We start from the raw sequence: 24,778 nt of genomic DNA on the forward strand, positions 1-24,778 counted from the left end.
TTGAATCAATAGTTGTGTACACGGCATAGTTTATCTGAAACTGATAGGTGATGAGTTCACTGTTGTTAAAACCACATCACCATACAAAATGTATGGTATGTGACCAATTCCCCTGGCCCGCCATACAAATAATTTAACTTATAAAACAAACAGTTACACATTATAGTCATTTTGGCACAGCCATTGCACTACTCCGATTGTCATCAACAACCCGTTAACAAGAGGAGAAGATCATGGCGTTACGTCAATGTGCTATTTACGGCAAGGGTGGCATCGGCAAGTCCACCACCACGCAAAACCTGGTTGCCGGCTTGGCCGAGCTCGGCAAGAAAGTCATGATTGTCGGCTGCGATCCGAAAGCCGACTCTACCCGTTTGATTCTGCATGCGAAGGCGCAAAACTCGATCATGCAGATGGCTGCCGACGCGGGCAGCGTGGAAGATCTGGAACTGGAAGACGTGCTGAAGGTCGGCTACGGCGACATCAAATGCGTCGAGTCCGGCGGTCCTGAGCCCGGCGTCGGCTGCGCGGGCCGCGGCGTGATTACCGCGATCAACTTCCTGGAAGAAGAAGGCGCCTACGACGAGGATCTGGACTTCGTGTTCTACGACGTACTCGGCGACGTCGTCTGCGGCGGTTTCGCGATGCCGATCCGCGAAAACAAGGCGCAGGAAATCTATATCGTCTGCTCCGGCGAAATGATGGCGATGTACGCGGCCAACAACATCGCGAAAGGGATCGTCAAATACGCGAACTCCGGCGGCGTGCGCCTGGCCGGCCTGATCTGCAACAGCCGCAACACCGACCGAGAAGACGAGCTGATCGAAACCCTGGCCGCGCGCCTCGGCACCCATATGATTCATTTCGTGCCGCGCGACAACGTCGTGCAACGCGCCGAAATCCGCCGGATGACCGTGATCGAATACGATCCGACCTCTAAACAAGCCGACGAATACCGGAGCCTCGCGAGCAAGATCGTCGAAAACAAAAAACTGGTCATTCCGTCGCCGATCACAATGGATGAGCTGGAAGACCTGTTAATGGAATTCGGCATCATGGAAGCGGAAGACGAATCGATCGTCGGCAAGACTGCGGCGGCCGAGGTTTCCGCTTAATGGTAAGCGTTCACCTCCCCCTTTGAAAAAGGGGGATCGAGGGAGATTTATTTAAAAAATCTCCCCTAACCCCTCATTTTCAAAGAGGGGGACTGAACGCTTACGCTTAATGTAGGTTGGGTTACGCTACGCTTTTATGTCCTAGGGTAAACCCGGCCTACTCTTCCAATACCGGCTTGTCGGGGGATTGCCCGCGGCCGAAGGAGAAAACATCATGGCAGCCATGACCAAAGAAGAGACCGAAGCGCTGATCCAGGAAGTGCTGGAAGTCTATCCCGAAAAAGCGAAGAAAGACCGCGCCAAGCACTTGGCGGTCAACGACCAAAGCCTGGAAAAATCGAACAAATGCATCACCTCGAACCGTAAATCGCTGCCCGGCGTGATGACGATCCGGGGCTGCGCCTATGCCGGTTCGAAAGGGGTGGTATGGGGACCGATCAAGGACATGATCCACATTTCGCACGGCCCGGTCGGCTGCGGGCAATATTCGCGCGCCGGACGCCGCAACTATTATGTCGGCACCACCGGCGTGAATACGTTCGGCACGATGAACTTCACTTCCGACTTCCAGGAAAAGGACATCGTGTTCGGCGGCGACAAGAAACTCGCGAAGCTGATCGACGAGATCGAAGCGCTGTTCCCGCTGAACAAAGGCATCTCGATCCAGTCCGAGTGCCCGATCGGCCTGATCGGCGACGATATCGAAGCGGTCTCGAAGGTCAAGACCAAGGAGCACGGCAAGACGATCGTACCGGTCCGCTGCGAGGGCTTCCGCGGCGTCTCGCAGTCGCTCGGCCACCATATCGCGAACGACGCGATCCGCGACTGGGTGCTGGACAAACGCGACGGCGACGACAGCTTTCCGACCACCCCTTACGACGTTGCGGTGATCGGCGATTACAACATCGGCGGCGACGCCTGGGCTTCGCGCACCCTGCTGGAAGAAATGGGGCTCAGAGTCGTCGCGCAATGGTCCGGCGACGGCACGATCGCGGAAATCGAAAAAACCCCGAAAGTGAAACTAAACCTGATCCACTGCTACCGTTCGATGAACTACATCGCCCGGCACATGGAAGAGAAGTACAGCATCCCCTGGATCGAATACAACTTTTTCGGCCCGACCAAGATCGCCGAAAGTCTGCGCCGAATCGCCGCGCATTTCGACGACACGATCAAGGAAGGCGCCGAGCGCGTGATCGAGCGTTACCAGGCCGAATACGAAGCGGTGATCGCGAAATACAAACCCCGCCTGCAGGGCAAGAAAGTGATGCTGTACGTCGGCGGCCTGCGTCCGCGCCATGTGATCGGCGCCTACGAGGATCTGGGCATGGAAGTGGTCGGCACCGGCTACGAGTTCGGACACAACGACGACTACGACCGTACGATCAAGGAAATGGGCAACGCGACGCTGCTTTATGACGACGTGACCGGTTACGAATTCGAAGAGTTCGTGAAGAAGATCCAGCCCGACCTGATCGGCTCCGGCATCAAGGAAAAATACATCTTCCAGAAAATGGGCATCCCGTTCCGGCAGATGCATTCCTGGGATTACTCGGGCCCTTATCACGGCTACGACGGTTTTGCGATCTTCGCCCGCGACATGGACATGACCTTGAACAATCCGTGCTGGAAGAACATCAAGGCGCCCTGGAAAACCGAGGCGGCCGGCAGCGAAGCGGTCAAGGCGGTGGCGTAAGATCAACGGAGCGTTCAATTCCCCTCTTTGAAAAAGAGGGGTTAGGGGAGATTTATTCAAATAAATCCCCCTCAATCCCCCTTTTTTAAAGGGGGAGGTGAACGCTTACGATCAATGTTGGGTTACGGCTTCGCCTAACCCAACCTACGCTATATCAAAAATGTAGGTCGGGTTCGTATAACCATAACCCGACGCAATCCAATCAACGCCGTCCACAGATTGGTGGAGCGTTAGGAGATCATCATGAGCCAACAAGTCGACAACATTCAACCCAGCTACCCCTTGTTCCGCACCGACGAATACAAGGACAACCTGGCCAACAAACGGGCGCTCTACGAGGAACGCCATCCGCAGGAGAAGATCGACGAAGTCTTCGAATGGACCACCACCCAGGAATATCAGGAACTGAATTTCAAACGCGAAGCCCTGACCGTAAACCCGGCCAAGGCCTGCCAGCCGCTCGGCGCGGTGCTCTGCGCCTTGGGTTTCGAGAAGACTCTGCCCTACGTGCACGGCTCGCAAGGCTGCGTTGCTTACTTTAGGACTTATTTCAACCGCCATTTCAAGGAACCGGTGGCCTGCGTCTCCGATTCGATGACCGAGGATGCAGCGGTATTCGGCGGCCAGAAAAACATGTTCGCCGGCCTCGAAAACGCGAAAGCGCTGTATCAACCCGACGTGATCGCGGTCTCGACGACCTGCATGGCCGAAGTGATCGGCGACGACCTGAATGCATTCATCAACAACGCGAAGAAGGAAGGCCATATCGAGCAGGACTATCCGGTGCCGTTCGCGCATACCCCGAGCTTCGTCGGCAGCCATACCACCGGCTGGGACAACATGTTCGAAGGGATCATCCGTTATTACACGCTGAACCACATGGAAGAGAAGGAAGTCGGCGCGAACGCCAAGATCAACTTCGTTCCCGGCTTCGAGACCTACCTCGGCAATTTCCGCGTGATCCACCGGATGATGAAGGAGATGGGCGTCGGCTACTCGCTGCTCAGCGATCCGACCGAAGTGCTCGACACGCCGGCCGACGGCCATTTCCGGATGTACGCGGGCGGCACTTCCTACGACGAAGTCAAGGACGCGCCGAATGCGGTCGACACGATCCTCTTGCAGCCCTGGCAGCTGGAAAAAACCAAGAAGTTTGTGCAAAACACCTGGAAGCACGAGGTGCCGAAGCTGAACATTCCGATGGGGCTCGAATGGACCGACGCGCTGCTGATGAAGGTGTCGGAGTTGAGCGGCAAGCCGATTCCGGAATCGCTCGAAAAAGAGCGCGGCCGCCTGGTCGACATGATGACCGACTCGCACGCCTGGCTGCACGGCAAGAAATTCGCGTTGTACGGCGACGCCGATTTCGCGCTGGGCATGACCAAGTTCCTGCTCGAACTGGGCGCCGAAGTGACCGACGTCTTGGTCAGCCATGCGAACAAGCGCTGGAAAAAAGCCTGCGAAGAAGTTTTGAAAGCCTCCCCTTACGGCCAGAACGCGACCGTGCACATCAGCTGCGACCTCTGGCATTTCCGCTCGCTGATGTTCACCAACAAGCCGGACTTCATGATCGGCAACTCTTACGGCAAATTCATCCAGCGCGATACCTTCTATAAAGGCGAACAGTACGAAGTGCCGCTGATCCGGATCGGCTTCCCGATCTTCGACCGGCACCATCTGCACCGGATGACCACGCTCGGCTACGAAGGCGCAATGTATATCCTGACGACCCTGGTCAATGCGGTGCTGGAGCAGCTGGACAAGGAAACCAAGGGCATGGGCACCACGGACTACAACTACGATTTGATTCGGTAACGATCGAATGGCGTAGGCTGGGTTGAGCGGCTGCGAAACCCAGTGTAGCGAACCCCCATGCCGGGTTTCCGCTTTGCTCCAACCCAGCCTACCTTTATCTAATCAAATCACATCGTTTGGAGAATCCCATGCCCAGCGTGATGCTCAGAAAACGTGAAGACGGCAAGCTGCTGTTTTACGTCGCCAAGAAAGATCTGGAAGAAACGATCGAATCGATCGAGTTCGACAGGCCCGACAAGTGGGGCGGCGAGGTCGTGTTAGGCGACGGCTCCCGCTACTATTTCGATCTTCTGGACGCGCCGCCGAAAATTCCCATTACATTGCAAGCGAAACGCTTATAAGGAGGCCGCCATGGCTTTATATATTGTTGCCGAAGAATGCATTTCCTGCGGAGACTGCAAACCGGTCTGCCCGACCGATTCGATCAAGGAGGGTCCGGTCGTGTTCGAAATCAACAAGAAAACCTGCACCGAATGCAACGGCGATTACGATCAGCCGCAATGCGTGAAAGTGTGCCCGATCGACAACTGCATCCTGCCGCTCGTTGCGTAGTCGCGTAGGATGGGTATAGCGAAGCGAAACCCATCGCGGAAGGCATCATGATGGGTTTCGGCTAGCGCCTTTCGGCAACTGCTCCATGCGTTGCCCAACCTCCTGCATCCATGCAAAACGGAAATATCCTCATGATCAGCCCAGAACTCCTCGAAAGTATCGCGCTCGCGATCAATGCCCTTACGCTAAACGAGTCGGTCGTGGCCGTACTCCGCAGCGAATATCCCGGCATTCACTTCACCTACTGCATGGAAGACGATATCGGCAATCACCAGCCGGCACTCGAACAGCCAGGATTCAACCTGTACCTGGTCGACGGGCGCGAACACTGCCTGTGCCTGACCCGGAATTACGAACATGCCTCCGGCATCGTGATTGCCGAAATACTCGAAGCGTAAGGCGCGTCGATGGCGGAGTCAGACGATACGGTAACGACGCCGTTCGGCGATTGCAGCCTGTGCCCGTTCCGGAACAAGACCTTGCTGATGGGTCGCTGCATGCCGGGCGATACTTGCGTATCCGTACAAAGCGGCCGGCAGATCGACCGCTTTTTCCGGGTCAATCCGGTGTATGCGATGCATTACCTGCAGGACGAATTCTGGGAGCGGCGCGCGATCGCCGCGCGCTATGCGCCCGAAAAAGCCCTGCAGGCGCTGATCGATGACGAAGACGAAGTGGTCCGGCGCGTCGTCGCCTTCCGCCTGCCCGCGCATCAACTCCTGACCTGGGTCCACGATCCGGACCGCGAGGTCAGAATGACGGTCGCTGGCCGCCTCGACCTTCAGCACCTGGAACTGATGGCGAACGATCACGATTACATCGTCCGCCTGGCGGTCGTCAAGCGCCTGCCGGCCGGGCGCCTGTTCCGCTTTATCAAGGACACGGACGTGCAGGTCCGCAAGCTGGTCGCCGAACGCCTGCCGGAAGTCAGCCTGGGCCTGATGGCGCACGACCCCTCGCCCGACGTACGCCGGAGCGTCGCCGAACGGATGCCGCCCGAAGACGCGGTCGTGCTGCTGAACGACGCCGACTGGGTCGTCCGCTATACCGCCGCCCTGAAAGTCGATCCCCTAAATTTAGCCGCCCTGGCCGACGACCCCGAGCCCGATGTACGCGACCTGGCCAGGCAGCGCCTCCACTCCACTCAAGCTTTAAACCCCGACCATGACTGAAGCCCGTTTAGTCCTCGCCGGACAGGACATTACCGACTGCTGCAAAAAGATCATTCCGGACCGGAACGACGACATTCTGCTCGGCAAACTGCAGAGCCTGATCCCCGATTATCCGATCCGGCTCGCGATGGCCGGCGACGAATGGTATCGGCTCGGGGGCGTTGTGGATCTTCACGGCACACGCATTTCGAATGACCTGACTGAATGGGTCGAGCGCAGCTATCTGGAATGTGGGCAGAACCTGCAAACGCTGATCGATTACACTGTCGAGCAGCAATTGATCGCGACCCGGCAGACCGGCAAGACGCTGTATTTTGTGGTCCAGACCGGACCGTGCGCCGAAAACTTCACGCTGATCGAAATCGACAAGACGCTCGAAGTCTCGGACCGGATGCTGGTCGACGCCGCGCATCCGCCGGAAGACCTTGAAGAATTCATCGATCCTATGCAGCCTTTCCGGATCGAAAGCGTCTGCTTCGGCCATTCCCGCTACACCTACCGGCGCAAAACCGACGTGAAGCTGTTCATGGAAGTGATCGGCGAACGCCATCCGAGCCGCCATCCGGTACAGCGCTTCATCGACGACTGGAACCGCAGCAGCGCCGGGCAGAAAGCCAAAATGTCCGGCGACTGGATCATCCGCCCCTACCGCCATACCGGCCGCTTCGGCGAGCAGATCGTAAACGCCGAAATCGTGAACATCCACCAAAACCGCCTGCCGCATCTGGAAGACTTCGCCGGCAAGAAAGGTCAGGCGCTCTGCAGCGTGCTGGGCCGCTTCGACCGGCAGGCCGGTTACCCTTTCGCTTGGTTTTTCTATATGCTGAAAGGCAGGCTCGTCTCGACGCACAGCGCCGAATCGGTATACCGCGACATCTCCGGCGATTTCGCCTATCTGCCGGAAAAGGACGAAGCGGTTCTGAGGGACTGGATTGCGAATCCTTATAATGTTTGAAACAGCAATGCCGGTTATAAATCCCCCCTGCCCCCCCTTTTTCAAAGGGAGGTAATAATCCTTTTTTTCAAAAGGAGTAATAATCATTGCAATCTATAATGCTTCTTTTCCCCCCTTTTTTAGCGGAGGGAAGAAGCGGCGTCGCTAATTTCAACAACAACCGAGACAACATCCCCCCTTTGAAAAAGGGGGGCCAGGGGGGATTTAAAAATGCCCTACCTCCTTCCGCACCTCCCGAAAAATAACCTCCATCACTCCTTCAATATTTTTTAACACCTCAACGTTCGTAAACCGCAGCACCGCCAACCCCTGTTTTTGCAGATACAAAGCTCTTCGTCCGTCATAACGCTGTTGCTCCGGTTCAAAATGCTGCCCGCCGTCCAATTCGATCACCAATTTCGCTTGGGGAGCGTAAAAATCCACAATGTAATCGCCTATCGGCTTCTGCCGATAAAACTGCACGCCCGGAATTTGTTTGCGCCGCACACGCGACCACAGCATGTTCTCGGCATCGGTCATGTTGCTGCGCAAGCTGCGGGCTTTGAATTTAAGGTTCGGGTTGTAAGTTAGCATTGGAAATCCCCCCTGGCCCCCCTTTTTCAAAGGGGGGTATTGTCTTGGTCTTGGTCTTGGTCTGGATTTTGGCCATTGCCGAAGCTGGCCGCTTTCCCCCTTTTTTTCAAAGGGATATTGTCTTGTTTGTCATTATTGAAGTTAACAGGGATACTTCTTCTCTTCCTTATCAAAGCGGAATATCGTCCTGACCGTATAAATCTACCCCTCCCGCTTTTCCCCTTTGAAAAAAGGCGTTCCTTCAATATAAACGCCAAAAATCCTCGATGCCCTGCCGCTTTTCCCCCCTTTGAAAAAGGGGGGTTAGGTGTAGCGGCCCGATAACATCAATCCCAGGACCCGATTACATCCGTTTTTCGGGACCCTATTAGCTGAGAATGTCCGGGCCTCAGAAACCAGATTAAACGAGAATGAGCCCAGATTAATTGAGAACAGCCCGATAACATCGGCCAGGAACCACATTAACCGAGAACGGCTACCGGCTTTGCCGCTCATGCGTTACGCCTTACAGTAGTACGCCGGCAGCCAGCAATTGATCGTGGAGTTCTTGGGTTCGTTCAGGCGGTAATTGACCGCTCAGGAATGAGCGGATTTCCTTGGGTTTGGCGGCGAGTATGTCGGTCAACATCCTGACGTTGTAACCGTTTCGCGTCAGACGTGCTTCCAATCCATCCAGGTCCGGCGCCAAAATATCGTGAATGGTATCGGCGTCCACCGGTTTCTGGCCGACGCGGAAAGCCTCCTCGAAAGCGCGCGTTAAATAAAGCTCAAACTGTAACGGTGTCGTCAATTTCTCGCAGAGTAATGTCACGGCAGCATCGGTGATTAAAGTATCCAGCTTGGTTTCTGCTACCGTAACTTGATCGAGCAACCAGCACACGTACTTTTTCTTGTCGTGTCCGAAGCCGTTCAGTTCGAAAAACGTTGTCCGCGCGCCAATTTCCTCCATTGACGGGCGCAGCAAGTCGTTCTTGAGCTTTGGGTGCCCGGCCAACACCACAGACAGCGTACCTTTGCCGCTCCGCACGATTTCCATCAAGCGTTTCAGGGCAATCAGAGTCTTGCTCGGCAGTTGGTGAGCGTCATCAATGAACAATGCGACGGGCTTTTTCCGTTTGCGAATCAGTTCGCGCAACGCCCGTTCTCGTAGTCCTACCGCTTTGGGCATAGGGTCGTCCTTATCGATGGACAGATCGCTGAATAATGTCTGTACCAGCGTTGCGGGTGTGACTTGGCTCACATCCAAAGCCAAGGAATTGGCAATCAAGATGGCTTTATCTTGTTCCAGCAAGTCCTGGATTTTTTGCAGCATCGCGGTTTTACCGGTACCGACCATGCCGGCCAATACGATGAGCTTGCTGTCCTTGATGGCCAGCTTCAGTTCAGTGACGACCTGCTGTAATTGGGTCGTTTCGAAATAGGCGATCTGGCTAATCGAACTCATTTCCCGGATGAGACCGTAGTGGTTTCTAATGTCACTCAGCATGAGGTGGGTTCTCCGATAAATGTTTGACAGGTTCGATACAGGCACGGACCCGTGCCAGCACTGCCTGCTTGTTCAGCGTGGACTGGACAAGCTCATTGATTCTGGCAAGCTGATCGGCAGGCAATTTCGCCAGTGGCAAACCCAAAAATTCCGAAATGGCGCGTTTCGCCGCCAGTAGACTCGGGTAAGTCAACTGGTTGAAGGGGTCGGGATCGGCAAACGCTTGCGTGGGTAAGCCGTCGGGCCGGATGAATACCGCGACGTCGGGGCGACTTTCCAGAGCGGCGCGCGGCAATTCGAGTTGAGCGGCCAATGTCTCAATGCGATCCGCACGCGTCTGTGCGGCTGATTTCTTGAAAGTGCGGTAGCGATTCAATGGAATGGGGCCGCCGACCGGCAAGTAAGGGCCGAAGCGTTTTTCACCGTGCTCGACAAACAATTCCTGGTCGAACAGTCCCCACCACAGCACGACATCCTCACCGGCTAAGTCAGAATCGACCTCATACGGTGTGCCGTCCACCGTGACGCGTGCATCGATCGCCACCTTGCGCCGTTCCGGTTCGCGGGCAAAGGTGCAAAAACGTTCCCAACTGCACATCGCCCGAATGCCGCCGGCGGGAAGGTTCTGCAACCAATCTTCGGCGCGCGAGTGCGGCTCAGACCGATGATCCATTGCGTTGTAGCGAATCAGGAAATTCTGTAACCAGGCATTGGCCTCGGCTTCATCGCGCGGTTTCTGGAAATGATACAAGGTTTCGTGCACCTCTTTCACGGTGCGGAATGGGCGCTCGACTTTGCCTTTGGAACGGGCCGTGGTACGGCGGCCGTCTTTGCCGGCCGGCAGGTGTGTGCGCAACTCGATGCCAAGGTAGTGCATCACGCGCTGAAATACCTGGCTACGTGCCACGGGACCGTTATCCGTATAAATGATCAACGGAATGCCTTGTAATAGGGTGTCGGGCGATGCTTTTGCGGCCATGGCGTTGAATAGAAACCGTAAGGCGGTGACGACATCCTCGCCGTAAACGCAGTGGTACTCCTGGTAAGCCACGCCACTGCGATCATCAACGACGGAAAACAGCATCAGGGTGGGCGCCTTCATATCCGGACGAATCCATGACGGAGCCTCGACTTCCTTGAGGTCCGATGGCGACAGGTCGAATTGCCAGCAATCGTTGCTGTGCTCCGCCTGGAAACGTACCGCAGGCGGTGGCCGCCCCAGTGTCGTACGGTCGTAGCCCCATTGTTTGAGATAGCGATTCACCGTGGTCTTATTGAGTGTGCCGACAGCGGCCTGGACATGGCCATCGGGAGTATCGATCCCGAACGTCTCGATCAGCCGGATCGATTCGGCGGTCGAGAGATGTCGGCCTTTCTTATTGGAAGTCCGCACTTTTATCGCGGCGATTAATTCGCAGTAGTGTTCCAACTGCTCTGCCGGCAGCACGCGCGGTATTCCGCGATCAGCGCGGCGCAAAGCCTTTGGCCGGCATCGCTCAGCCAGCGCCCGGTACAAGGTGGGCTCGGAAACACCAAACGTCTGCGCGGTTTCCGCCACGACCAGGCGGCGTTCGTGGCTGCGAGTCGGCAGTAATGCCAGCCGCCGTGCCAGAGCGATCAAGGTCTCGGACGGAATGATCTTTCTGGGCACTGGATAAGTCCCGGTTCTACCGAACCGCTCTCGATACGCCGAGGGGTACGCCGCGATGGCGCAGATAGGCGTATAAAGTGCTCTTGGAAATATGCAAATGCTCGGCAATTTGCTGGGCGCTGAGTTTGCCTTCACGGTACAGTGTTTCGGCGGCGCAAGCGGTGGATAGGGCTTTCTGCGGCAAGCCTTTCGGGCGTCCGCCGGTGCGTCCACATGCGCGGGCGGCGGAAAGACCGGCTTGCGTGCGCTCGCGAATCACATCGCGTTCAAATTCGGCCAAGGAAGCGAAAAGATTAAACACCAGACGTCCTTGCGGCGTTGTGGTGTCGATTGGATCATTGAGGCTCTTGATGCCGACATCCCGCTGTAACAGCAGATTGACGGTCTCAACCAGATGCTTGAGCGAACGCCCCAGACGATCCAGCTTCCAAACCACCACGATGTCACCCGGCCGCACCTCTTCGAGTAGCTTGGCCAATATCGGCCGCTCGGTCGCCGCGCCGCTGATGACTTCCGCGTAAACCTTGGCGCAGCCCACCTCCTTCAGCGCATCGACCTGAAGCGCTACGGTCTGATCGCGGGTACTGACGCGGGCGTAACCAATATTCATGGGAATCTTTTGTCGTATGCGTATCGTCCATTATACTCATCACCCAAAAGTAAATCGAACTTTGATTTGTAGAACCAGTAATCTGCACTGAAAACAGTCTTATTTCGACGGAAAATGGCCTGGCTGCCGGGGTTCGACAAAATGATCGTTTTGTCGAACCCCGGCAGTAGCGCTATAATGTGTACACCTAAGTACACAAAGAGGACGTTATGGAAACTAAAGTGGGCGTGAAAGAGTTCCGGGCACATTTGCCTTCCTATCTGGAATCCGTGTCGCCAATCACGATCACCCGTCACGGGGAAACCATCGGCTATTACATTCCGGCACATCGGGGACGTAATCAAGCAGAGCTGGATGCGCTCAAACAGGCAGCGGCGAAACTGGAAGCGATGCTGTCTGAGTTGGGCGCTTCAGAAGAGGAGATTGTGGCCGATTTCAAAACGCGTCGCGCGACTGACAAGCCATGAGTCGTCAAGCTCTGGTGCTTGACGCTAACATTCTTGTCCGGGCCGTGCTGGGTCAGCGAGTCTTTAAGCTATTAGACCAATACTACGGCACAACGGCCTTCTTTGCCCCCGACGATGCTTTTGCGGATGCCGAGAAGTATCTCCCGCCCATCTTTGCGGCACGAGGCCTCGATTGGGAAGTCGGCGCTGCCGTACTGAGCCGGTTGCCAACACTGGTGCAGTGTATTGAATTTGATGTTTATTGCGAATTCGAGGCCAAAGCGAGGAAACGTATCCGCGATAGTCGTGACTGGCCGGTGTTAGCCACAGCTCTGGCATTAGATTGCCCCATATGGACAGAGGATCAAGATTTCTTCGGCAGCGGCGTAGCCACATGGACCACCCGCACCGTGACGATGTATTTGATCGGCGCTGAGTAATTTCGCCGTTCTCGGTTAATGTGGTTCCTGGCCGATGTTATCGGGCTGTTCTCAATTAATCTGGGCTCATTCTCGTTTAATCTGGTTTCTGAGGCCCGGACATTCTCAGCTAATAGGGTCCCGAAAAACGGATGTAATCGGGTCCTGGGATTGATGTTATCGGGCCGCTACAGTTAGGGGGGATTTTCAAAAACGAGCCGCATCGGAATCATTTCGGAATAGTTAAAGCCCTTCTTCCGATAAAGCGACTGGGCCGCCGCATTGTTCTTGTCGGTCAAAACCGTAATCCTCTTGCACCCGTCCCGAACAGCAAAGCGAATCGCGTAATCCAGCAATTGAGTCCCCCAGCCCTGCCCTCTTGCCGATTCCTCCAACACGAAGTCTTCCAGCCAGGCTACCTTGCCGCCCAACGCAGTCGACACCAGAAACAGCAAACTGACGCAGCCGGCGACCCGGCCCGCCGCTTCGATCACGAAGAACCGGCCTTTTTCCGAATCGCACAGGATTTCTCCGACCCCTTTCGATTGCGTTGCGAAATCGGGTCTGAACTCCGCCTCCTGATCGAAAAGCAAAGACAGCAGCCGGCAAATCGCCTCGTTGTCTTCGATAACGGCTTCTCTGATATGCATATTCATGAAATTCGGTTCTGTCGAACAGGGTGATCTAAAGCGCCGGGAAGGTCGTTCATTTGCCTTGCCCGACTGCGCGGCTTTCTCGGTCCGGCCTCAGCTCCGAACCGCTTTTTCCAATCAATCGCACCAGTACTGTGCAATATATGCGCACAATATTGGTGCATATTGCGAAAATTGCTCCATCCCGACACATTGCAGCCCTGACCTTGCCGACAAATAGTAAAGATGGTGCAGAAATTGCTTGAAGACTGAATATTTTTTCTGATCTCTATTTTAAGCGAAAGGATAAATGACATGCTGTCAGAGATTGAGCGTTTCGAAACATTTTCTCCCTATATCCGGAGTGTGGCCCAATGCAAGGAAATCCTCCGGGAACTGAACGGCACCTGGGGGCTGATTTCGTCGATCGCCGAAATCAGCTGTCCTAAAGAGGCGGCATCCATCCTGCCCGCGATGGAGGCGACCAAGCAGGGTTTCGGCGACCTGGAAAAGAAACTGACCCATCAGCTGGTTTCCGAGGAAATCAACAAAACCTGCCTCGAGCTCAACTCGAAGGCGCAAGTCTCAATCGACATTCTGGTGCGGAACCTGTACGAACGCACCGCGGACATCGGGTTTCTGGCCACCAACGCCGATATCTGCGATTTCGTGCTGAACGCCGTCAAAGGCGCAGAAGCCGACACCGACTCGATCAACCGCCTGCTGGACGAGTACGGCTCGAAATATACCGTCTACGACGACATCATCGTCCTGGATACGCAGGGCCGCATTCTGGCCAGGCTAGACCGTGAAGCGGCTCCCATCGAACAGACCGTTTCCGACCCGATCATTCACCGGACGTTGAATTCGACCGAAGACTATGTCGAGACTTTCGGAAAGACCGGCCTGCGTCCAGACACAGACCGCGCGCTGATTTATTCGAAACGCATTGCCGACCCGGCCAACGGCGCCGTGCTCGGCATCTTGTGCCTGTCATTCCGCTTCGATAACGAAATGGAAGGCATTTTTCGCAGCCTGCAGAAAAAAGGCGACAAGGCGGTCATTTTACTGCTGAACGCCGACGCCAAAGTCATTGCCACCAGCGATTTCGACCATGTGCCGATCGGCCGCCGCATCGAAGCCGTACCGGAAGGCCGCGAGTTCGGCATCACCGACTTCGCCGGGCGGGAATACCTGTCGGTGACGCACCGGGGCCGTCCCTACCAGGGCTATGTCGGCCAAGAATGGTACGGGCACGCCATGATTCCGCTGCAATCGGCCTTCGGCGCATCCGCCTCCGACAAGGAGATCAACGCGGAAATCCTCCGCCACGGCGACGCCCTGTCCACCGAACTGTCCAGCCTGATCGCCGGCGCCGCCGAAGGCATCAACCAGTTCCTGCACCGCGTCATCTGGAACGGGCAGATCATGGCCGCCAACGAACATGGCCATCTTCTGTCGCTGAAGGCGATCCTGCGCCAGATTCGTTCGATGGGCGCCCGCACGGCCCAGGCGCTGGCCGATTCGAGCAGCAAGCTGCACATCACGATGATCACCGCCGAACTGCGCAATGCCGAATCCATTGCGCGGCTGATGATCGACATCATGGACCGAAACCTTTACGAACGCAGCAACGACTGCCGCTGGTGGGCCTTGACTTCGGAAATCCGCCGCCTGCTGTCCGAAGGCCGCCTGGACGAAGAAGGCAAGCAGAAAATGACCGACATCCTGATCTATATCAACAAACTGTACACGGTCTACACGCGCCTCTTTATCTACGACATCAAGGGAATGATCGTGGCCGAATCCAATCTCCATCACGATCCCGTGGAGGCGGTGGACAGGCCGGTCAATGCCGCCTATGCGCAAGAGACGTTTTATTTGCGCTCGCCGCAGGAATACCGGGTATCGCCGTTCGAAGAGACCTGGCTGTACGGCGACGAACCGACCTATGTGTATAACGCGGCCATCCGCCATTTCGACGATCCGAACAAGGTCGTCGGCGGCATCGGGATCGTTTTCGATTCGGCCCGCGAATTCAAGCAAATGCTGGAAGACTGCCTGCCCGAAAAAGCCGGCGTTTTCGGTTTGTTCGTGGAGCGACCCAGCGGGCGCATCCTCGCCTCGACCGGAGCGTCCCCCTATCAAAACGGCGAAACGCTCGAAATCCTCCAGGAATTTTCCGAACTGCAAACGGGTTCCGGCAAATCGAGAATCGTGCTTCATGACAAAACCTACTATGCCGTCGGCTGTTACTCGTCGCGCGGCTACCGCGAATTCAAAACCACGGGAGACTACCGAAACGATGTAGCCGCCTTCGTCTTCATCCCCATCGGCGAAGAAAAAACCGAAGCAGCCGTTACCGACCAGCGCGAAGTCATTACCTATCCGCAAGAGCCGGTCATCGGCGAAACCGTGGATCTGGCGACGTTTTATATCGGAAGCAAGGTCTATGCCTTCCGTGCCTCAGAGGTACTGGAAGCCGTCGAAGCCGCGCGGATCAACCGCCTGCCCGGCGTCGAGTCCTATATCGTCGGCAGCATCATGTATTACGATAACCGGGGGGAGGAAGGCAACGACAAATTCCCGATCATCGTGGTAGACGGCAAAATTCTGACCGGGACGCCGCCGGTCGATCCGGAAAATCCGGAAAACATCAAAGGCATCATCGTCGTGGTCCGGACCGCAAGCGGAGTCATCGGTTTATTGGTCGACGATATCGATGCAATCCCCACCTTTGAAAAGCGCCAAGTCCAGCCGGTCGATGAATTATTGCGCGGCGACGGCGGCTACGTGAAATCGCTGGTCAACCTCTGCGACAACAACGCGTCCGGGCAGATGCTGGTCGTTCTGGATCAAAACCTGATTCTGTCCTCGGTCCGGAAAAGGTAAAGGATTCAATTGAAAGGGTTGCGGGTTGCGCAAAGCACGCAACCCAACTTACGCAACCGCATAACCTCCCGATAGCTGTAAACCGTCCGCACCCGCTTCCACAAATTCACGCCGCGGCCAGATCCGAAACCGAAACGGCACATTTCCCTTTTTTCCCTTTTGTTGAAAATCGAACACAGCCTTGTGCTGTTTGCCACAAGGCCCCTCCGCAGAACCTATTCAAATAAGGCATAAATATCAATCACATAAAAACTTTTTCATAACTGGTACGATCCATGCTTTCCCTCAAAGTAACCAATCAGCGAGGTAACTTCGATGGAATTGCCAGTATTGAACGACAAACCGGCCGGCAAGGGCGGCTGTTCCGCCAGTTCCTGCGGTTCGACCGAGGACCAGTTGGACCATCTGTCCGACGCCATTCGCGCGAAGGTGCAGAACCATCCCTGCTATTCGGAAGACGCCCACCATTATTTCGCGCGGATGCATGTAGCGGTCGCGCCGGCCTGCAACATCCAGTGCCATTACTGCAACCGCAAATACGACTGTTCGAACGAGTCGCGGCCGGGCGTAGTATCGGAACTCTTAACGCCGGATCAGGCGGTCAAGAAAACGATGGCGGTCGCCGCGACGATTCCGCAGATGACCGTGCTCGGCATCGCAGGGCCCGGCGACCCGCTCGCCAACCCCGAACGGACCTTCGAAACCTTCCGCCGCCTGAGCCAGGACGCGCCGGACATCAAGCTCTGCGTGTCGACCAACGGCCTGGCGCTGCCGGAATCGGTCGAGGAACTGGCCAAGCACAATATCGACCACGTCACGATTACGATCAATTGCGTCGATCCCGAGATCGGTGCACAGATTTATCCGTGGATTTTCTGGGAAAACCGCCGGATCAAGGGCAAGAGAGCCGCGAAGATTCTGATCGACCAACAGCAGAAGGGGCTCGAAATGCTGGTCGCCAAAGGCATCCTGGTCAAGGTCAATTCGGTGATGATTCCGGGCGTCAACGACAAGCATCTGGCCGAGGTCAGCCGTATCGTGAAGGCGAAAGGCGCGTTTCTGCATAACGTGATGCCGTTGATCGCCGAAGCCGAACACGGCACCTTCTACGGAGTGATGGGCCAGCGCGGCCCGACCCAGGACGAACTGATGGACTTGCAGGACGCCTGTTCCGGCGATATGAACATGATGCGCCATTGCCGGCAGTGCCGCGCCGATGCGGTCGGACTCCTGGGCGAGGACCGCGGCGACGAATTCACGCTGGACAAGATCGAAACGATGGAAATCGATTACCAGGCCGCGATGGAAAAACGCAAGGTCATTCATCAAGCGATCGAAGCGGAGATGAACAGCAAACGCGCGGCAAAGGCCGAAACGGCCGCGAAACATGCCGAGGCCGAAAAGCTGCAAACCCGCCCCGTGCTGATGGCGGTCGCAACCAGCGGCCAGGGCGTGATCAACCAGCACTTCGGCCATGCGAAGGAATTTTTGATCTACGAAGCCTCGCCGGATGGCGTCCGCTTCATCAGCCACCGCAAGACCGAACTGTACTGCAGCGGCGACGAAACCTGCGGCGACGGCGAAAGCGTATTGCAGCGCACGATCCGGACCCTGGAAGGCTGCGAGGCGGTATTGTGCTCGAAGATCGGCTTCGAGCCTTGGGAAATGCTCGAAGAAGCCGGCATCATGCCGAACGGCGAGCATGCGATGGAACCGATCGAGGAGGCGGTGCTGGCGGTTTACCGGGAAATGGCGGCGGCCGGGAAGCTGGATGAGGCGGCTGTCCGGCAACGCGCTACGGCATAAGATGAACAAATTTCAAAACGTAGGATGTGCCGACGCAAGGAGGCGCATCAATCACGAGATATCACTCGACAGATGCGCTTCGTTCCTCAGCACATCCTCCAATGCAACCGAATAATGGAGAACCACCATGTCTCAACCCGCACTCGCCGTCAAAACCGGCGACCCTTTCATGAACTCCGACATCATCGTCGAATTGCTGAAGCAGCTTCGCGCGCTGGACACTTATGACACCTTCGAAGGCTGGCCGGAAGAAAAAATCATCGATCCGTTGATTCTGACCAAAGAACGCAAACGCGAGATTCCGATTGTCGGCGATCCGGACGAAACGACGCTGGCCCGCGTCAAAGCCTATTACAACGCGATCGCCTCGCTGATCGAAAAGAAGACCGGCCTGATGGCAGTGCCGGTGATCAACCTCACGCACGAAGGCTTCGGGCGCGCCTTCGTGCTGGTCGGCAAGCTGATCGCGGTCGACAAAACCCTGCGCGATGTGCACCGGTTCGGTTTCCCGACGCTGGAAGAGCTGTGCGTAAAGACCGAGCAGATCGTCGACAAGGCGGCCCTGCTGATCGATCAATACCGGGAAGTCGCCGAAGCGTGAGGTGAACCATGAATGACGAAGAAATCAAACGGCTCGAAAAAGAAGTCAAAAAGACCAAGCGCCTGGCCGGCGAGGCCGCGATGGCGCTGCACGACCTGATCGAGGACCGGCTGCCCGAGGCCTACGGCGAATTGATGGAAACCGCCCAGGCAACCTTTGATGCCTGCAAGGCCTGGGACGACGCCTGCAAAAAACTGCTGGCCGCGACCGGCGAGACGGCCTGAGGAGACTGCCATGAGCGAATTCGTAACCGGAGTCACCTTCGGCGGCGCTGCCTGGACGCCTTCTTTCGTGACCGATTTAAACCAGCGCGCCTGCATCGGCTGCGGCCGCTGTTTCAAGGTGTGCCCGCGCGACGTGTTCGATCTGGTCGAACGCGACGAAGTGCTCTCTGCCGAAGACTTCGACGATGATTACGGCGACTTCGAGGACGACGACAACACGATGGTGATGAGCCTGAAGAACGCGGCGGACTGCATCGGCTGCGAGGCGTGCTCGAAGGTGTGCCCGAAAGACTGCTTCACGCATCAACATAAAGCGGCGTAGCACACCAAAAGTAGGCTGGGTTGAGGAACGAAACCCAGCGTACATTAAATTTTAGGAATTACAATCATGCCCAGACCCGAAAAACACGTTTTTGTCTGTACCCAAAACCGGCCGCACGGCCATCCGCGCGGCTCCTGCTCCGCCTCCGGCTGCGCGGAAGTGATGAACGAGTTTATGTTGGAAATCCAGAGGCGCAATTTGTTCGACAGGATCGGCCTGACCAATACCGGCTGCATGGGTCCCTGCGCGCAGGGGCCGAGTGTGCTGGTGTACCCGGAAGGGGTGATGTACGGCAAGGTCGGCAAGATGGAGGTGAAGACGATCATCGAACAGCATTTGCTCGGCGGCGTGCCGGTCGAGTCGTTGAAAATGCCCGCCGAGGTCTGGTGAGCCATGAATCCGACGGTATTCGACGAGCGTGTGCTGTTCAGTCCCGGCCTGCCGAAGGAGATCAACCGATTGCTGCAGGCGGGTGTCGCGGCGAGCCGTGCGGACACGGCGCAGGCGGAGAAATGCTTCAAGGAGGCGCAGCAACTGGACCGAAGCTGCCTCTCAACCTATTTCGCGCTGTACAAGTTTTACTTCTACCAGGGGCGCCTCAAGGACGCGGAACGCGAAGTGATCTGCGCGCTCGAAGAAGCTTCCCGGCAGGGCAATTTCCCTTACGAATACCGGCGCCTGGCCAAACAGGCGTTCCGCTGGGACATGTATGCCGGCGAGGCCGCGCTGTTCTATTTATACACGTTAAAGGCCCTGGCCTTCATCAAACTGCGTCTCGGGCAGGATCTGGAAGCGAACCGGATTCTGGCTGCGATCGCCGAGCTCGATCCGGAAGACCGCTGCGGCGCCTCGGTGATCATGAGCCTGGCCGATGCGCTGACGGAGGATGCGTTGGCGGAGCAAGCCGCATGAGCGCCGGTATCCGTGATCACATCGAAGCCAAACGCTCTTTCGGCAATGCGGTGTGCGGGTCGATCGCCGAGGCTATCGCCCGGCTCGGCTTTCCGCTGCAAACGCGGATCGACCTGCCGGATTTCGATGCGGCCGAGTTCATCCAGGTCACCGATCCTTACACGCAAAGCGAAGATCTGGTAGGCTTCTGGTACAACAGCCGCAAGCAGCGGATCGGGCAGATCAAGTTTCACGGCGACGGCAGCTTTTATGCCGAATACGATGTGGTCCAGCCGCATCCGCGCAAAAAAAATCACTTCGTCGAAGCGATCAATGCCTGGGGCAAGGAAGACAACATCAAGACCGAAGCCAAACTGCTCGATTTGCCGCAATAAAGAGGGCCATGTCCGATCCGAAACGCATTTATGAACTGCTGCTAGACTCCTGCAACAGCGCGGCGCTGGTAGACGAACTGATGATCGGCCTGGTGTGGACCTTGTGCCGCAACAGCGAAGGCGGCACCGGCCTGGCAATGAGCCCTGCCCTTCCGACCCGGACGCTGTCCTGGTCCGGCAGCCTGAAAGGCAAACCGATCATCGACGTGGCCGCCTGGATTCTGGAATGGGACTCCTACCAGGCGACCGCCGCAATGGCCGCGATCAACAGTTGCCTGAACAGCCGGCCGCTGCCTGAATCGATACCGCTCGAACCGCAGGGCGAAGGGGCCAATCTGGCCGTTTTCGATCATTTCCTGCCCCATTTGCTCGGCAAAAACGTCGCGGTGATCGGCCATTATCCGGGCATCGAACGCTACCGGCACCTGATGCAGCTCTGGGTGATCGAGAAACAGCCGACCGGCGACGATTTGCCCGACGCCGCCGCCGAATTTCTACTCCCGAATGCGGACTGGGTCTTTCTGACCGGAAGCTCGATCCCGAATAAAACCTTTCCGCGCCTCGCCGAACTGGCCCGAAACGCCAACACTGTGCTGATGGGCCCGACTGTGCCCTGGCTGCCGCAGCTCCACGAATTCGGGATCGATTATCTGGCCGGCATCGAAATCAACGACGCCGAGGACCTCCACCATACCGCGGCACAAGGCGGCGGCGTGCGCATCTTCAGCCACGGCCTGCGCTACCGGATCGCCGAACTGACGCCGGCGTCCAGCCTGGCCTGGCTGAAACGGCAGATCGCCGACTGCGCGGAGCAGAAAAACCGGTTGAGTCGGGAGATGGAACGCTGGTATGCGGACGGCAACAGCCAACGTTTTCCGGACCATGCCCTGCTCGAACGGACCCATCAACGCTTGTCCGGCCTGGACAGCAGTTACAAGCCGCTTTGGGACCAGTACGGCGAAACTTCACCGATCAACGCAAAATAAACCCGATGCCCGCCGACTCCGTATTCGATCCGAATCACCGCCTGCTGCTTTATTACAAAGGCGACATCAGCGCGCTGACCCTGTTCGCGCAGCAGGCCAACGGCAGCGTCTGTTTTCCGGAGCCGCTGCCGGCGCTATCCAGCGCGCTGGAAAACGGGGAACCCGAAAGCGCGAAGGTGGCCCCGCATCCTGCGATGCTGCTGAACCGGATCAGCCAGCTTCTGGACCTGGAAGACGGCATGCTCCGCATCGAAACCGGCTTCAGCGAGCCGGTCGATACTCCGAACGGGGTGATTACCGTGCACATGGCCCGCTTCATGGTGCTGGACCCGCCGCACAAGCTGATGCAAAGCCGCGGCTGCCGGCTGCGCACCCTGCCCGAGCTGCGCGGACGGCCGCCGGCAGAAATGGAACTGCTGCGCCGGGCTTATGTGAAGGTTATGGAGTCCTAAGGTAAAAAGGATGTAGCCTCGATACGGCTATGCGGAATCGAGGAGTAGTAGTTCAAACCTAACCTGACGCTCCTTCCGATTTTTATTCCGAAATACGCCTGTCGGTTGCATTACTAAACTTCATTGCAACTTCATCTTCTCTACGAATTGCATCTTCCAGTTCCTCGGGAAGAAATAAATCTTTTGTGACATGCAAATTAGTTTTATATAAATGGCAACGACCGGGTTCCGACGGAGATCTATCAATAAACTCCGACAGTTCTTTGCATTCACCTATTAAATCGTGAGAAATTTTATTTTGAATGTTTTTATGAACGACAAAGACATGGTCTAATCCCACCAACTTTAGCTTAGTGAGTCCCTTGCTTTTGAGCGCTCGTAATTCTTGCAGTTCATCATGATTCACTGGCGTAGCCTCTTTTATTGATACAACATTGACATCACTGGAGTTTATTAAAGTCAATTTGACGGTTAATTCTTTGATTGCTTGCAATAACTGATCAGGAGCGCAGGTTTTTTCTGAAAATGCATCCATACCGGCAGCAAAGCATGATGGCCGATAGTCAGTTCTTACTGTAAGCGCCATTATTGGAAAATATGGAGTGCTTCCTCTAATTCTTCTTGTAGCCTCTATGCCATTCATCTTTGGCATTTCGATATCCATTAGATAAAGATCGTATCTTCCCCTGTTTCGTTGAGCGTACTCTACGGCCTCAATACCGTTTGATACCATATCGAATTCAAAACCCCAATCGCGCATTAATTTAGCATTTAATAATTGGATGACTTGGTTATCTTCGGCTATCAATATATTCATTGTATATCCTTTATAACGATTTCTTATGCTAAAAAGAGAAACGCGGCCATACGACTACTCTCCGAATAACGGTAAGGAAATCCCGGATTTCCTGTTTCGGCGCCACAGGAAACGCCTTCAAACTGTCACATTTAGCCTTTGATTGCATACATCCAAGTCGTCAGGTTAGCACGAAAACGGCGAATAATCGTGCCGGCCTCCTTTTACACTTCGATTCTCCGAATTTTGTGCCTTCGATTAACCCGGATTCCGTAAGCTCCATCCAGGCTACTCGTTAGGGCGGTTTTGCGCCAGCAAACCGCCATGCCAAACGAAGCGCCGGTGCGCCGTTTCGGCGGATTGCCTGACGGCGAATCCACCCTACAATTCATCCCCCTTACGGGTTAAATGCCCGGTCAATGCTGTGAGCTGTTTAACATTTTTAGCGCAATGTCGAAGCAAGTCGGCTGATTATGGGTACTATCGACATTATGAGCTACATTAGCATTCAATCCGAGACTCGATGTGATTGGGAATAGGAAATGATCGAGGTGATGATTCGGAAAGCCTGCACCGGCTGACCGGAAAACTCGAACGATGCGACTCGTACCTCGGCAACTGCTCCCGACATTGCTCTACCTCCTGCATCCATGCAGCCGTCAACATCCTACGGCCCTGTAAACTCACTGAAGGGATCGATGCTTAGTTCGTAGTTAGGCAATTATTTGTTTAAAAATAATGGGAAGGCATGAACCGAGTGTATTTTATATGCTTTATAGTTCTACTGATGATTCAGCTTGCGTTTTTAGAACATGCGTTTGCCCAAGAGCCTGTTATTGACACGCAGTACACGCTGATAAAAAAAGAACACTATTACCAAGGCATCTATGATGCCACCTATCGTGTGAAGCTAATCAACGGCGACAACGCAATCAAGAAAGTCAGTGCAACGGTAACAAGCAACACGGATAATATTGAGGTTATCGACGGAAACGTTGCCTTTAATGATGCCCCGGCGGGCGGAACAGCGGACAGTGTGGACACACTTACGATACGTCTGCATCATAAATATAAATTTGACCCTGACGCTCATTTGGTTTGGAAAATCAATTACGAACTGGTGGAACACATTAAAATTCAAACATCGCCCAGTAAGCAGGTTTTCAATTTAAGTGAATCGCACAATATCGCGACTAACCTAAATTTTATTCCTCCCGTGAAAGGTACTCCTTATACCGTTAATATTGCTCAAACCATTAGCCCCGCTACAGGTCTTAGCGCGTCGCCCGCTATCAATGGGACTTCTTACAACCTTTCTGCCAACTTTGGGACCGTGCTAGCTCAAGTGCTCACACCATCGTCGGTTGGCGAATATACCATAACCACGACAGCGACCATCGCCCAGACAGGCCAGTCGTCCACCAGCACGGCGAAAGTGAGAATAGGGTTGGACATAGAATCTGAAATAAAAGTAATTCAACCCTCGGCGTATCCTGACGCTCTCACAGTAAACTCAACAACCCCGGTATTACTTACTAGCCGTGTTACGGGAAAAGGCATAAAAAAAGTCAGTGAAGTCTTTATTCGCGACCTGGATTCATTGGCGACCTATAAGTTATTTGACAATGGACAAAACGGGGATATTCAAGCCAATAATTATGGCTATGGAGGTACATATACACTGGCAACTAGCGGCATGTCGTCTGGCGATTGCTTTCGCTTTGCTGCCGTGGCTGTCGTCAACAGCGTAGAGACGGAATCTAAGCCAGGGAAACTGTGTGTCACAAAATACCCGGTGGGGTTTAAAATTGTCACTCGGGATGAAATTGAACAGAACGGCTTTTCCACTATCATTGGGCCAAAAGTTTCAAAAGACATTATTAACATAATGGTGAAAGAAAACACGACCGATGCCCAAATAGATGAAATTGTCGCCAGTGTCGGTGGAGCGGTGATTGGTTCCAACCCTCATTCTGGCAATTATCAGATAAAATTATTGACGCCTCCCGCCTCCTTATTTGATCTGGTGTCAATTGTAAGCAATTTGGAATCCAATCCGAATGTAGTCGCCGCCGACCTGACCTATTTCATTAACATGTTGTCGTCTTTAACGCCGGCAGACACCCGGTTTGGCGAACAAACCCATTTGATGAAAATACGCGCTGACGAGGCTTGGTATATTGCACGCGGCAACGATAAAGTCATCGCTTTGGTCGATTCGGGCGTAGATCTTGGGCATCCCGACTTAGCCGACAAAATCATTACTGAGAAAGATTTTTGTTGATGGCGAC

General features: G+C 55.2%; 27 protein-coding genes. 21 read left to right on the forward strand and 6 right to left on the reverse strand.

Annotated elements, in window-relative coordinates; genetic code table 11:
* Positions 1-233 precede the first annotated feature (233 nt).
* The 8 genes from nifH (at position 234) to JJL52_RS18600 (ending at position 7,305) form a co-directional block, all read left to right on the forward strand.
* The gene (gene nifH / locus JJL52_RS18565; RefSeq protein ID WP_202054002.1) at positions 234-1,115 is read left to right on the forward strand and encodes a nitrogenase iron protein; all 882 of its coding nucleotides are present in this window, start codon (positions 234-236) and stop codon (positions 1,113-1,115) included.
* A 214-nt stretch (positions 1,116-1,329) separates the two neighbouring features.
* Positions 1,330-2,811 carry a nitrogenase molybdenum-iron protein alpha chain gene (nifD, locus tag JJL52_RS18570; protein ID WP_202054003.1) on the forward strand — a complete coding sequence of 494 codons (1,482 nt, stop codon included), beginning with the start codon at positions 1,330-1,332 and terminating at the stop codon, positions 2,809-2,811.
* Between the two features lie 243 nt (positions 2,812-3,054).
* Positions 3,055-4,626, forward strand: a complete 1,572-nt coding sequence (gene nifK, locus JJL52_RS18575) for a nitrogenase molybdenum-iron protein subunit beta (RefSeq protein WP_202054004.1) — start codon at positions 3,055-3,057, stop codon at positions 4,624-4,626.
* Positions 4,627-4,754: 128 nt separating this feature from the next.
* Positions 4,755-4,967, forward strand: a complete 213-nt coding sequence (gene nifT, locus JJL52_RS18580; protein WP_202054005.1) for a putative nitrogen fixation protein NifT — start codon at positions 4,755-4,757, stop codon at positions 4,965-4,967.
* Positions 4,968-4,977: 10 nt separating this feature from the next.
* Positions 4,978-5,178 carry a 4Fe-4S binding protein gene (locus tag JJL52_RS18585; protein WP_202054006.1) on the forward strand — a complete coding sequence of 67 codons (201 nt, stop codon included), beginning with the start codon at positions 4,978-4,980 and terminating at the stop codon, positions 5,176-5,178.
* Between the two features lie 131 nt (positions 5,179-5,309).
* Positions 5,310-5,576, forward strand: a complete 267-nt coding sequence (locus JJL52_RS18590) for a DUF6129 family protein (protein ID WP_202054007.1) — start codon at positions 5,310-5,312, stop codon at positions 5,574-5,576.
* Between the two features lie 9 nt (positions 5,577-5,585).
* Complete coding sequence (locus JJL52_RS18595; protein ID WP_202054008.1) at positions 5,586-6,350, forward strand: 4Fe4S-binding leucine-rich repeat protein; 765 nt, start codon at positions 5,586-5,588, stop codon at positions 6,348-6,350.
* Positions 6,343-7,305, forward strand: coding sequence for a hypothetical protein (locus tag JJL52_RS18600; RefSeq protein WP_202054009.1), 963 nt, complete (start codon positions 6,343-6,345; stop codon positions 7,303-7,305). The genes JJL52_RS18595 and JJL52_RS18600 overlap by 8 nt, the downstream gene beginning before the upstream one ends.
* A gap of 204 nt (positions 7,306-7,509) precedes the next feature.
* On the opposite strand, the gene JJL52_RS18605 is transcribed toward JJL52_RS18600, so the two are convergent.
* The 4 genes from JJL52_RS18605 to JJL52_RS18620 all read right to left on the reverse strand — a co-directional run bounded on the left by JJL52_RS18605 (position 7,510) and on the right by JJL52_RS18620 (position 11,625).
* Complete coding sequence (locus JJL52_RS18605; protein WP_202054010.1) at positions 7,510-7,878, reverse strand: endonuclease domain-containing protein; 369 nt, start codon at positions 7,876-7,878, stop codon at positions 7,510-7,512.
* A 505-nt stretch (positions 7,879-8,383) separates the two neighbouring features.
* Entirely contained in the window at positions 8,384-9,364 is a 981-nt protein-coding gene (locus JJL52_RS18610; RefSeq protein ID WP_202054011.1) for an ExeA family protein, read from the reverse strand.
* Positions 9,354-11,000 (reverse strand): DDE-type integrase/transposase/recombinase, encoded by a 1,647-nt coding sequence (locus JJL52_RS18615; protein WP_202054065.1) that lies wholly within the window; start codon positions 10,998-11,000, stop codon positions 9,354-9,356. The genes JJL52_RS18610 and JJL52_RS18615 overlap by 11 nt, the downstream gene beginning before the upstream one ends.
* Before the next feature lie 31 nt (positions 11,001-11,031).
* Positions 11,032-11,625, reverse strand: coding sequence for a recombinase family protein (locus JJL52_RS18620; RefSeq protein WP_202054012.1), 594 nt, complete (start codon positions 11,623-11,625; stop codon positions 11,032-11,034).
* Positions 11,626-11,834: 209 nt separating this feature from the next.
* Here JJL52_RS18620 and JJL52_RS18625 point away from each other — a divergent pair, with 209 nt between their 5' ends.
* The gene (locus JJL52_RS18625) at positions 11,835-12,092 is read left to right on the forward strand and encodes a type II toxin-antitoxin system Phd/YefM family antitoxin (RefSeq protein ID WP_202054013.1); all 258 of its coding nucleotides are present in this window, start codon (positions 11,835-11,837) and stop codon (positions 12,090-12,092) included.
* Positions 12,089-12,511 carry a PIN domain-containing protein gene (locus tag JJL52_RS18630; protein ID WP_202054014.1) on the forward strand — a complete coding sequence of 141 codons (423 nt, stop codon included), beginning with the start codon at positions 12,089-12,091 and terminating at the stop codon, positions 12,509-12,511. Before JJL52_RS18625 ends, JJL52_RS18630 begins: the two co-directional genes overlap by 4 nt.
* A 173-nt stretch (positions 12,512-12,684) precedes the next feature.
* On the opposite strand, the gene JJL52_RS18635 is transcribed toward JJL52_RS18630, so the two are convergent.
* Entirely contained in the window at positions 12,685-13,146 is a 462-nt protein-coding gene (locus JJL52_RS18635) for a GNAT family N-acetyltransferase (protein ID WP_236994362.1), read from the reverse strand.
* A gap of 291 nt (positions 13,147-13,437) precedes the next feature.
* Between JJL52_RS18635 and JJL52_RS18640 the strand changes: the two genes are divergently transcribed.
* The 10 genes from JJL52_RS18640 to JJL52_RS18685 all read left to right on the forward strand — a co-directional run bounded on the left by JJL52_RS18640 (position 13,438) and on the right by JJL52_RS18685 (position 21,691).
* Positions 13,438-16,014 carry a chemotaxis protein CheW gene (locus JJL52_RS18640; protein ID WP_202054015.1) on the forward strand — a complete coding sequence of 859 codons (2,577 nt, stop codon included), beginning with the start codon at positions 13,438-13,440 and terminating at the stop codon, positions 16,012-16,014.
* Positions 16,015-16,329: 315 nt separating this feature from the next.
* Complete coding sequence (nifB, locus tag JJL52_RS18645) at positions 16,330-17,820, forward strand: nitrogenase cofactor biosynthesis protein NifB (protein ID WP_202054016.1); 1,491 nt, start codon at positions 16,330-16,332, stop codon at positions 17,818-17,820.
* 127 nt (positions 17,821-17,947) lie between these two features.
* Positions 17,948-18,421, forward strand: a complete 474-nt coding sequence (locus JJL52_RS18650; protein WP_202054017.1) for a NifX-associated nitrogen fixation protein — start codon at positions 17,948-17,950, stop codon at positions 18,419-18,421.
* An 8-nt stretch (positions 18,422-18,429) separates the two neighbouring features.
* A complete protein-coding gene (locus JJL52_RS18655) occupies positions 18,430-18,645 on the forward strand; it encodes a CCE_0567 family metalloprotein (protein WP_202054018.1) in 216 nt (71 codons plus the stop codon).
* A 10-nt stretch (positions 18,646-18,655) separates the two neighbouring features.
* Positions 18,656-18,967: a ferredoxin III, nif-specific gene (fdxB, locus tag JJL52_RS18660; protein WP_202054019.1), complete on the forward strand. Its 312-nt coding sequence runs from the start codon at positions 18,656-18,658 to the stop codon at positions 18,965-18,967.
* A 66-nt stretch (positions 18,968-19,033) separates the two neighbouring features.
* Positions 19,034-19,357 (forward strand): (2Fe-2S) ferredoxin domain-containing protein, encoded by a 324-nt coding sequence (locus tag JJL52_RS18665; RefSeq protein ID WP_202054020.1) that lies wholly within the window; start codon positions 19,034-19,036, stop codon positions 19,355-19,357.
* Between the two features lie 3 nt (positions 19,358-19,360).
* Complete coding sequence (locus tag JJL52_RS18670; protein ID WP_202054021.1) at positions 19,361-19,879, forward strand: hypothetical protein; 519 nt, start codon at positions 19,361-19,363, stop codon at positions 19,877-19,879.
* Positions 19,876-20,253 (forward strand): hypothetical protein, encoded by a 378-nt coding sequence (locus JJL52_RS18675; protein WP_202054022.1) that lies wholly within the window; start codon positions 19,876-19,878, stop codon positions 20,251-20,253. Before JJL52_RS18670 ends, JJL52_RS18675 begins: the two co-directional genes overlap by 4 nt.
* An 8-nt stretch (positions 20,254-20,261) precedes the next feature.
* A complete protein-coding gene (locus tag JJL52_RS18680; RefSeq protein WP_202054023.1) occupies positions 20,262-21,239 on the forward strand; it encodes a DUF364 domain-containing protein in 978 nt (325 codons plus the stop codon).
* Positions 21,240-21,244: 5 nt separating this feature from the next.
* Positions 21,245-21,691 carry a hypothetical protein gene (locus JJL52_RS18685; RefSeq protein WP_202054024.1) on the forward strand — a complete coding sequence of 149 codons (447 nt, stop codon included), beginning with the start codon at positions 21,245-21,247 and terminating at the stop codon, positions 21,689-21,691.
* An 82-nt stretch (positions 21,692-21,773) separates the two neighbouring features.
* On the opposite strand, the gene JJL52_RS18690 is transcribed toward JJL52_RS18685, so the two are convergent.
* Positions 21,774-22,508 carry a response regulator gene (locus JJL52_RS18690; protein WP_202054025.1) on the reverse strand — a complete coding sequence of 245 codons (735 nt, stop codon included), beginning with the start codon at positions 22,506-22,508 and terminating at the stop codon, positions 21,774-21,776.
* Positions 22,509-23,274: 766 nt separating this feature from the next.
* On the opposite strand from JJL52_RS18690, the gene JJL52_RS18695 reads away from it, so the two are divergent.
* Entirely contained in the window at positions 23,275-24,771 is a 1,497-nt protein-coding gene (locus tag JJL52_RS18695) for a S8/S53 family peptidase (RefSeq protein ID WP_202054026.1), read from the forward strand.
* Positions 24,772-24,778: the final 7 nt, after the last annotated feature.

The organism is Candidatus Methylomicrobium oryzae, from assembly GCF_016745425.1.
GTDB lineage: Bacteria > Pseudomonadota > Gammaproteobacteria > Methylococcales > Methylomonadaceae > Methylomicrobium > Methylomicrobium oryzae.

Bases quoted from the DNA above. Each gene is read 5' to 3' on its own strand.
- nifH (WP_202054002.1), top strand. From the start codon at position 234: ATGGCGTTACGTCAATGTGCTATTTACGGCAAGGGTGGCATCGGCAAG.
- nifD (WP_202054003.1), top strand. From the start codon at position 1,330: ATGGCAGCCATGACCAAAGAAGAGACCGAAGCGCTGATCCAGGAAGTG.
- nifK (WP_202054004.1), top strand. From the start codon at position 3,055: ATGAGCCAACAAGTCGACAACATTCAACCCAGCTACCCCTTGTTCCGC.
- nifT (WP_202054005.1), top strand. From the start codon at position 4,755: ATGCCCAGCGTGATGCTCAGAAAACGTGAAGACGGCAAGCTGCTGTTT.
- JJL52_RS18585 (WP_202054006.1), top strand. From the start codon at position 4,978: ATGGCTTTATATATTGTTGCCGAAGAATGCATTTCCTGCGGAGACTGC.
- JJL52_RS18590 (WP_202054007.1), top strand. From the start codon at position 5,310: ATGATCAGCCCAGAACTCCTCGAAAGTATCGCGCTCGCGATCAATGCC.
- JJL52_RS18595 (WP_202054008.1), top strand. From the start codon at position 5,586: ATGGCGGAGTCAGACGATACGGTAACGACGCCGTTCGGCGATTGCAGC.
- JJL52_RS18600 (WP_202054009.1), top strand. From the start codon at position 6,343: ATGACTGAAGCCCGTTTAGTCCTCGCCGGACAGGACATTACCGACTGC.
- JJL52_RS18605 (WP_202054010.1), bottom strand. From the start codon at position 7,878: ATGCTAACTTACAACCCGAACCTTAAATTCAAAGCCCGCAGCTTGCGC.
- JJL52_RS18610 (WP_202054011.1), bottom strand. From the start codon at position 9,364: ATGCTGAGTGACATTAGAAACCACTACGGTCTCATCCGGGAAATGAGT.
- JJL52_RS18620 (WP_202054012.1), bottom strand. From the start codon at position 11,625: ATGAATATTGGTTACGCCCGCGTCAGTACCCGCGATCAGACCGTAGCG.
- JJL52_RS18625 (WP_202054013.1), top strand. From the start codon at position 11,835: ATGGAAACTAAAGTGGGCGTGAAAGAGTTCCGGGCACATTTGCCTTCC.
- JJL52_RS18630 (WP_202054014.1), top strand. From the start codon at position 12,089: ATGAGTCGTCAAGCTCTGGTGCTTGACGCTAACATTCTTGTCCGGGCC.
- JJL52_RS18635 (WP_236994362.1), bottom strand. From the start codon at position 13,146: ATGAATATGCATATCAGAGAAGCCGTTATCGAAGACAACGAGGCGATT.
- JJL52_RS18640 (WP_202054015.1), top strand. From the start codon at position 13,438: ATGCTGTCAGAGATTGAGCGTTTCGAAACATTTTCTCCCTATATCCGG.
- nifB (WP_202054016.1), top strand. From the start codon at position 16,330: ATGGAATTGCCAGTATTGAACGACAAACCGGCCGGCAAGGGCGGCTGT.
- JJL52_RS18650 (WP_202054017.1), top strand. From the start codon at position 17,948: ATGTCTCAACCCGCACTCGCCGTCAAAACCGGCGACCCTTTCATGAAC.
- JJL52_RS18655 (WP_202054018.1), top strand. From the start codon at position 18,430: ATGAATGACGAAGAAATCAAACGGCTCGAAAAAGAAGTCAAAAAGACC.
- fdxB (WP_202054019.1), top strand. From the start codon at position 18,656: ATGAGCGAATTCGTAACCGGAGTCACCTTCGGCGGCGCTGCCTGGACG.
- JJL52_RS18665 (WP_202054020.1), top strand. From the start codon at position 19,034: ATGCCCAGACCCGAAAAACACGTTTTTGTCTGTACCCAAAACCGGCCG.
- JJL52_RS18670 (WP_202054021.1), top strand. From the start codon at position 19,361: ATGAATCCGACGGTATTCGACGAGCGTGTGCTGTTCAGTCCCGGCCTG.
- JJL52_RS18675 (WP_202054022.1), top strand. From the start codon at position 19,876: ATGAGCGCCGGTATCCGTGATCACATCGAAGCCAAACGCTCTTTCGGC.
- JJL52_RS18680 (WP_202054023.1), top strand. From the start codon at position 20,262: ATGTCCGATCCGAAACGCATTTATGAACTGCTGCTAGACTCCTGCAAC.
- JJL52_RS18685 (WP_202054024.1), top strand. From the start codon at position 21,245: ATGCCCGCCGACTCCGTATTCGATCCGAATCACCGCCTGCTGCTTTAT.
- JJL52_RS18690 (WP_202054025.1), bottom strand. From the start codon at position 22,508: ATGAATATATTGATAGCCGAAGATAACCAAGTCATCCAATTATTAAAT.
- JJL52_RS18695 (WP_202054026.1), top strand. From the start codon at position 23,275: ATGATTCAGCTTGCGTTTTTAGAACATGCGTTTGCCCAAGAGCCTGTT.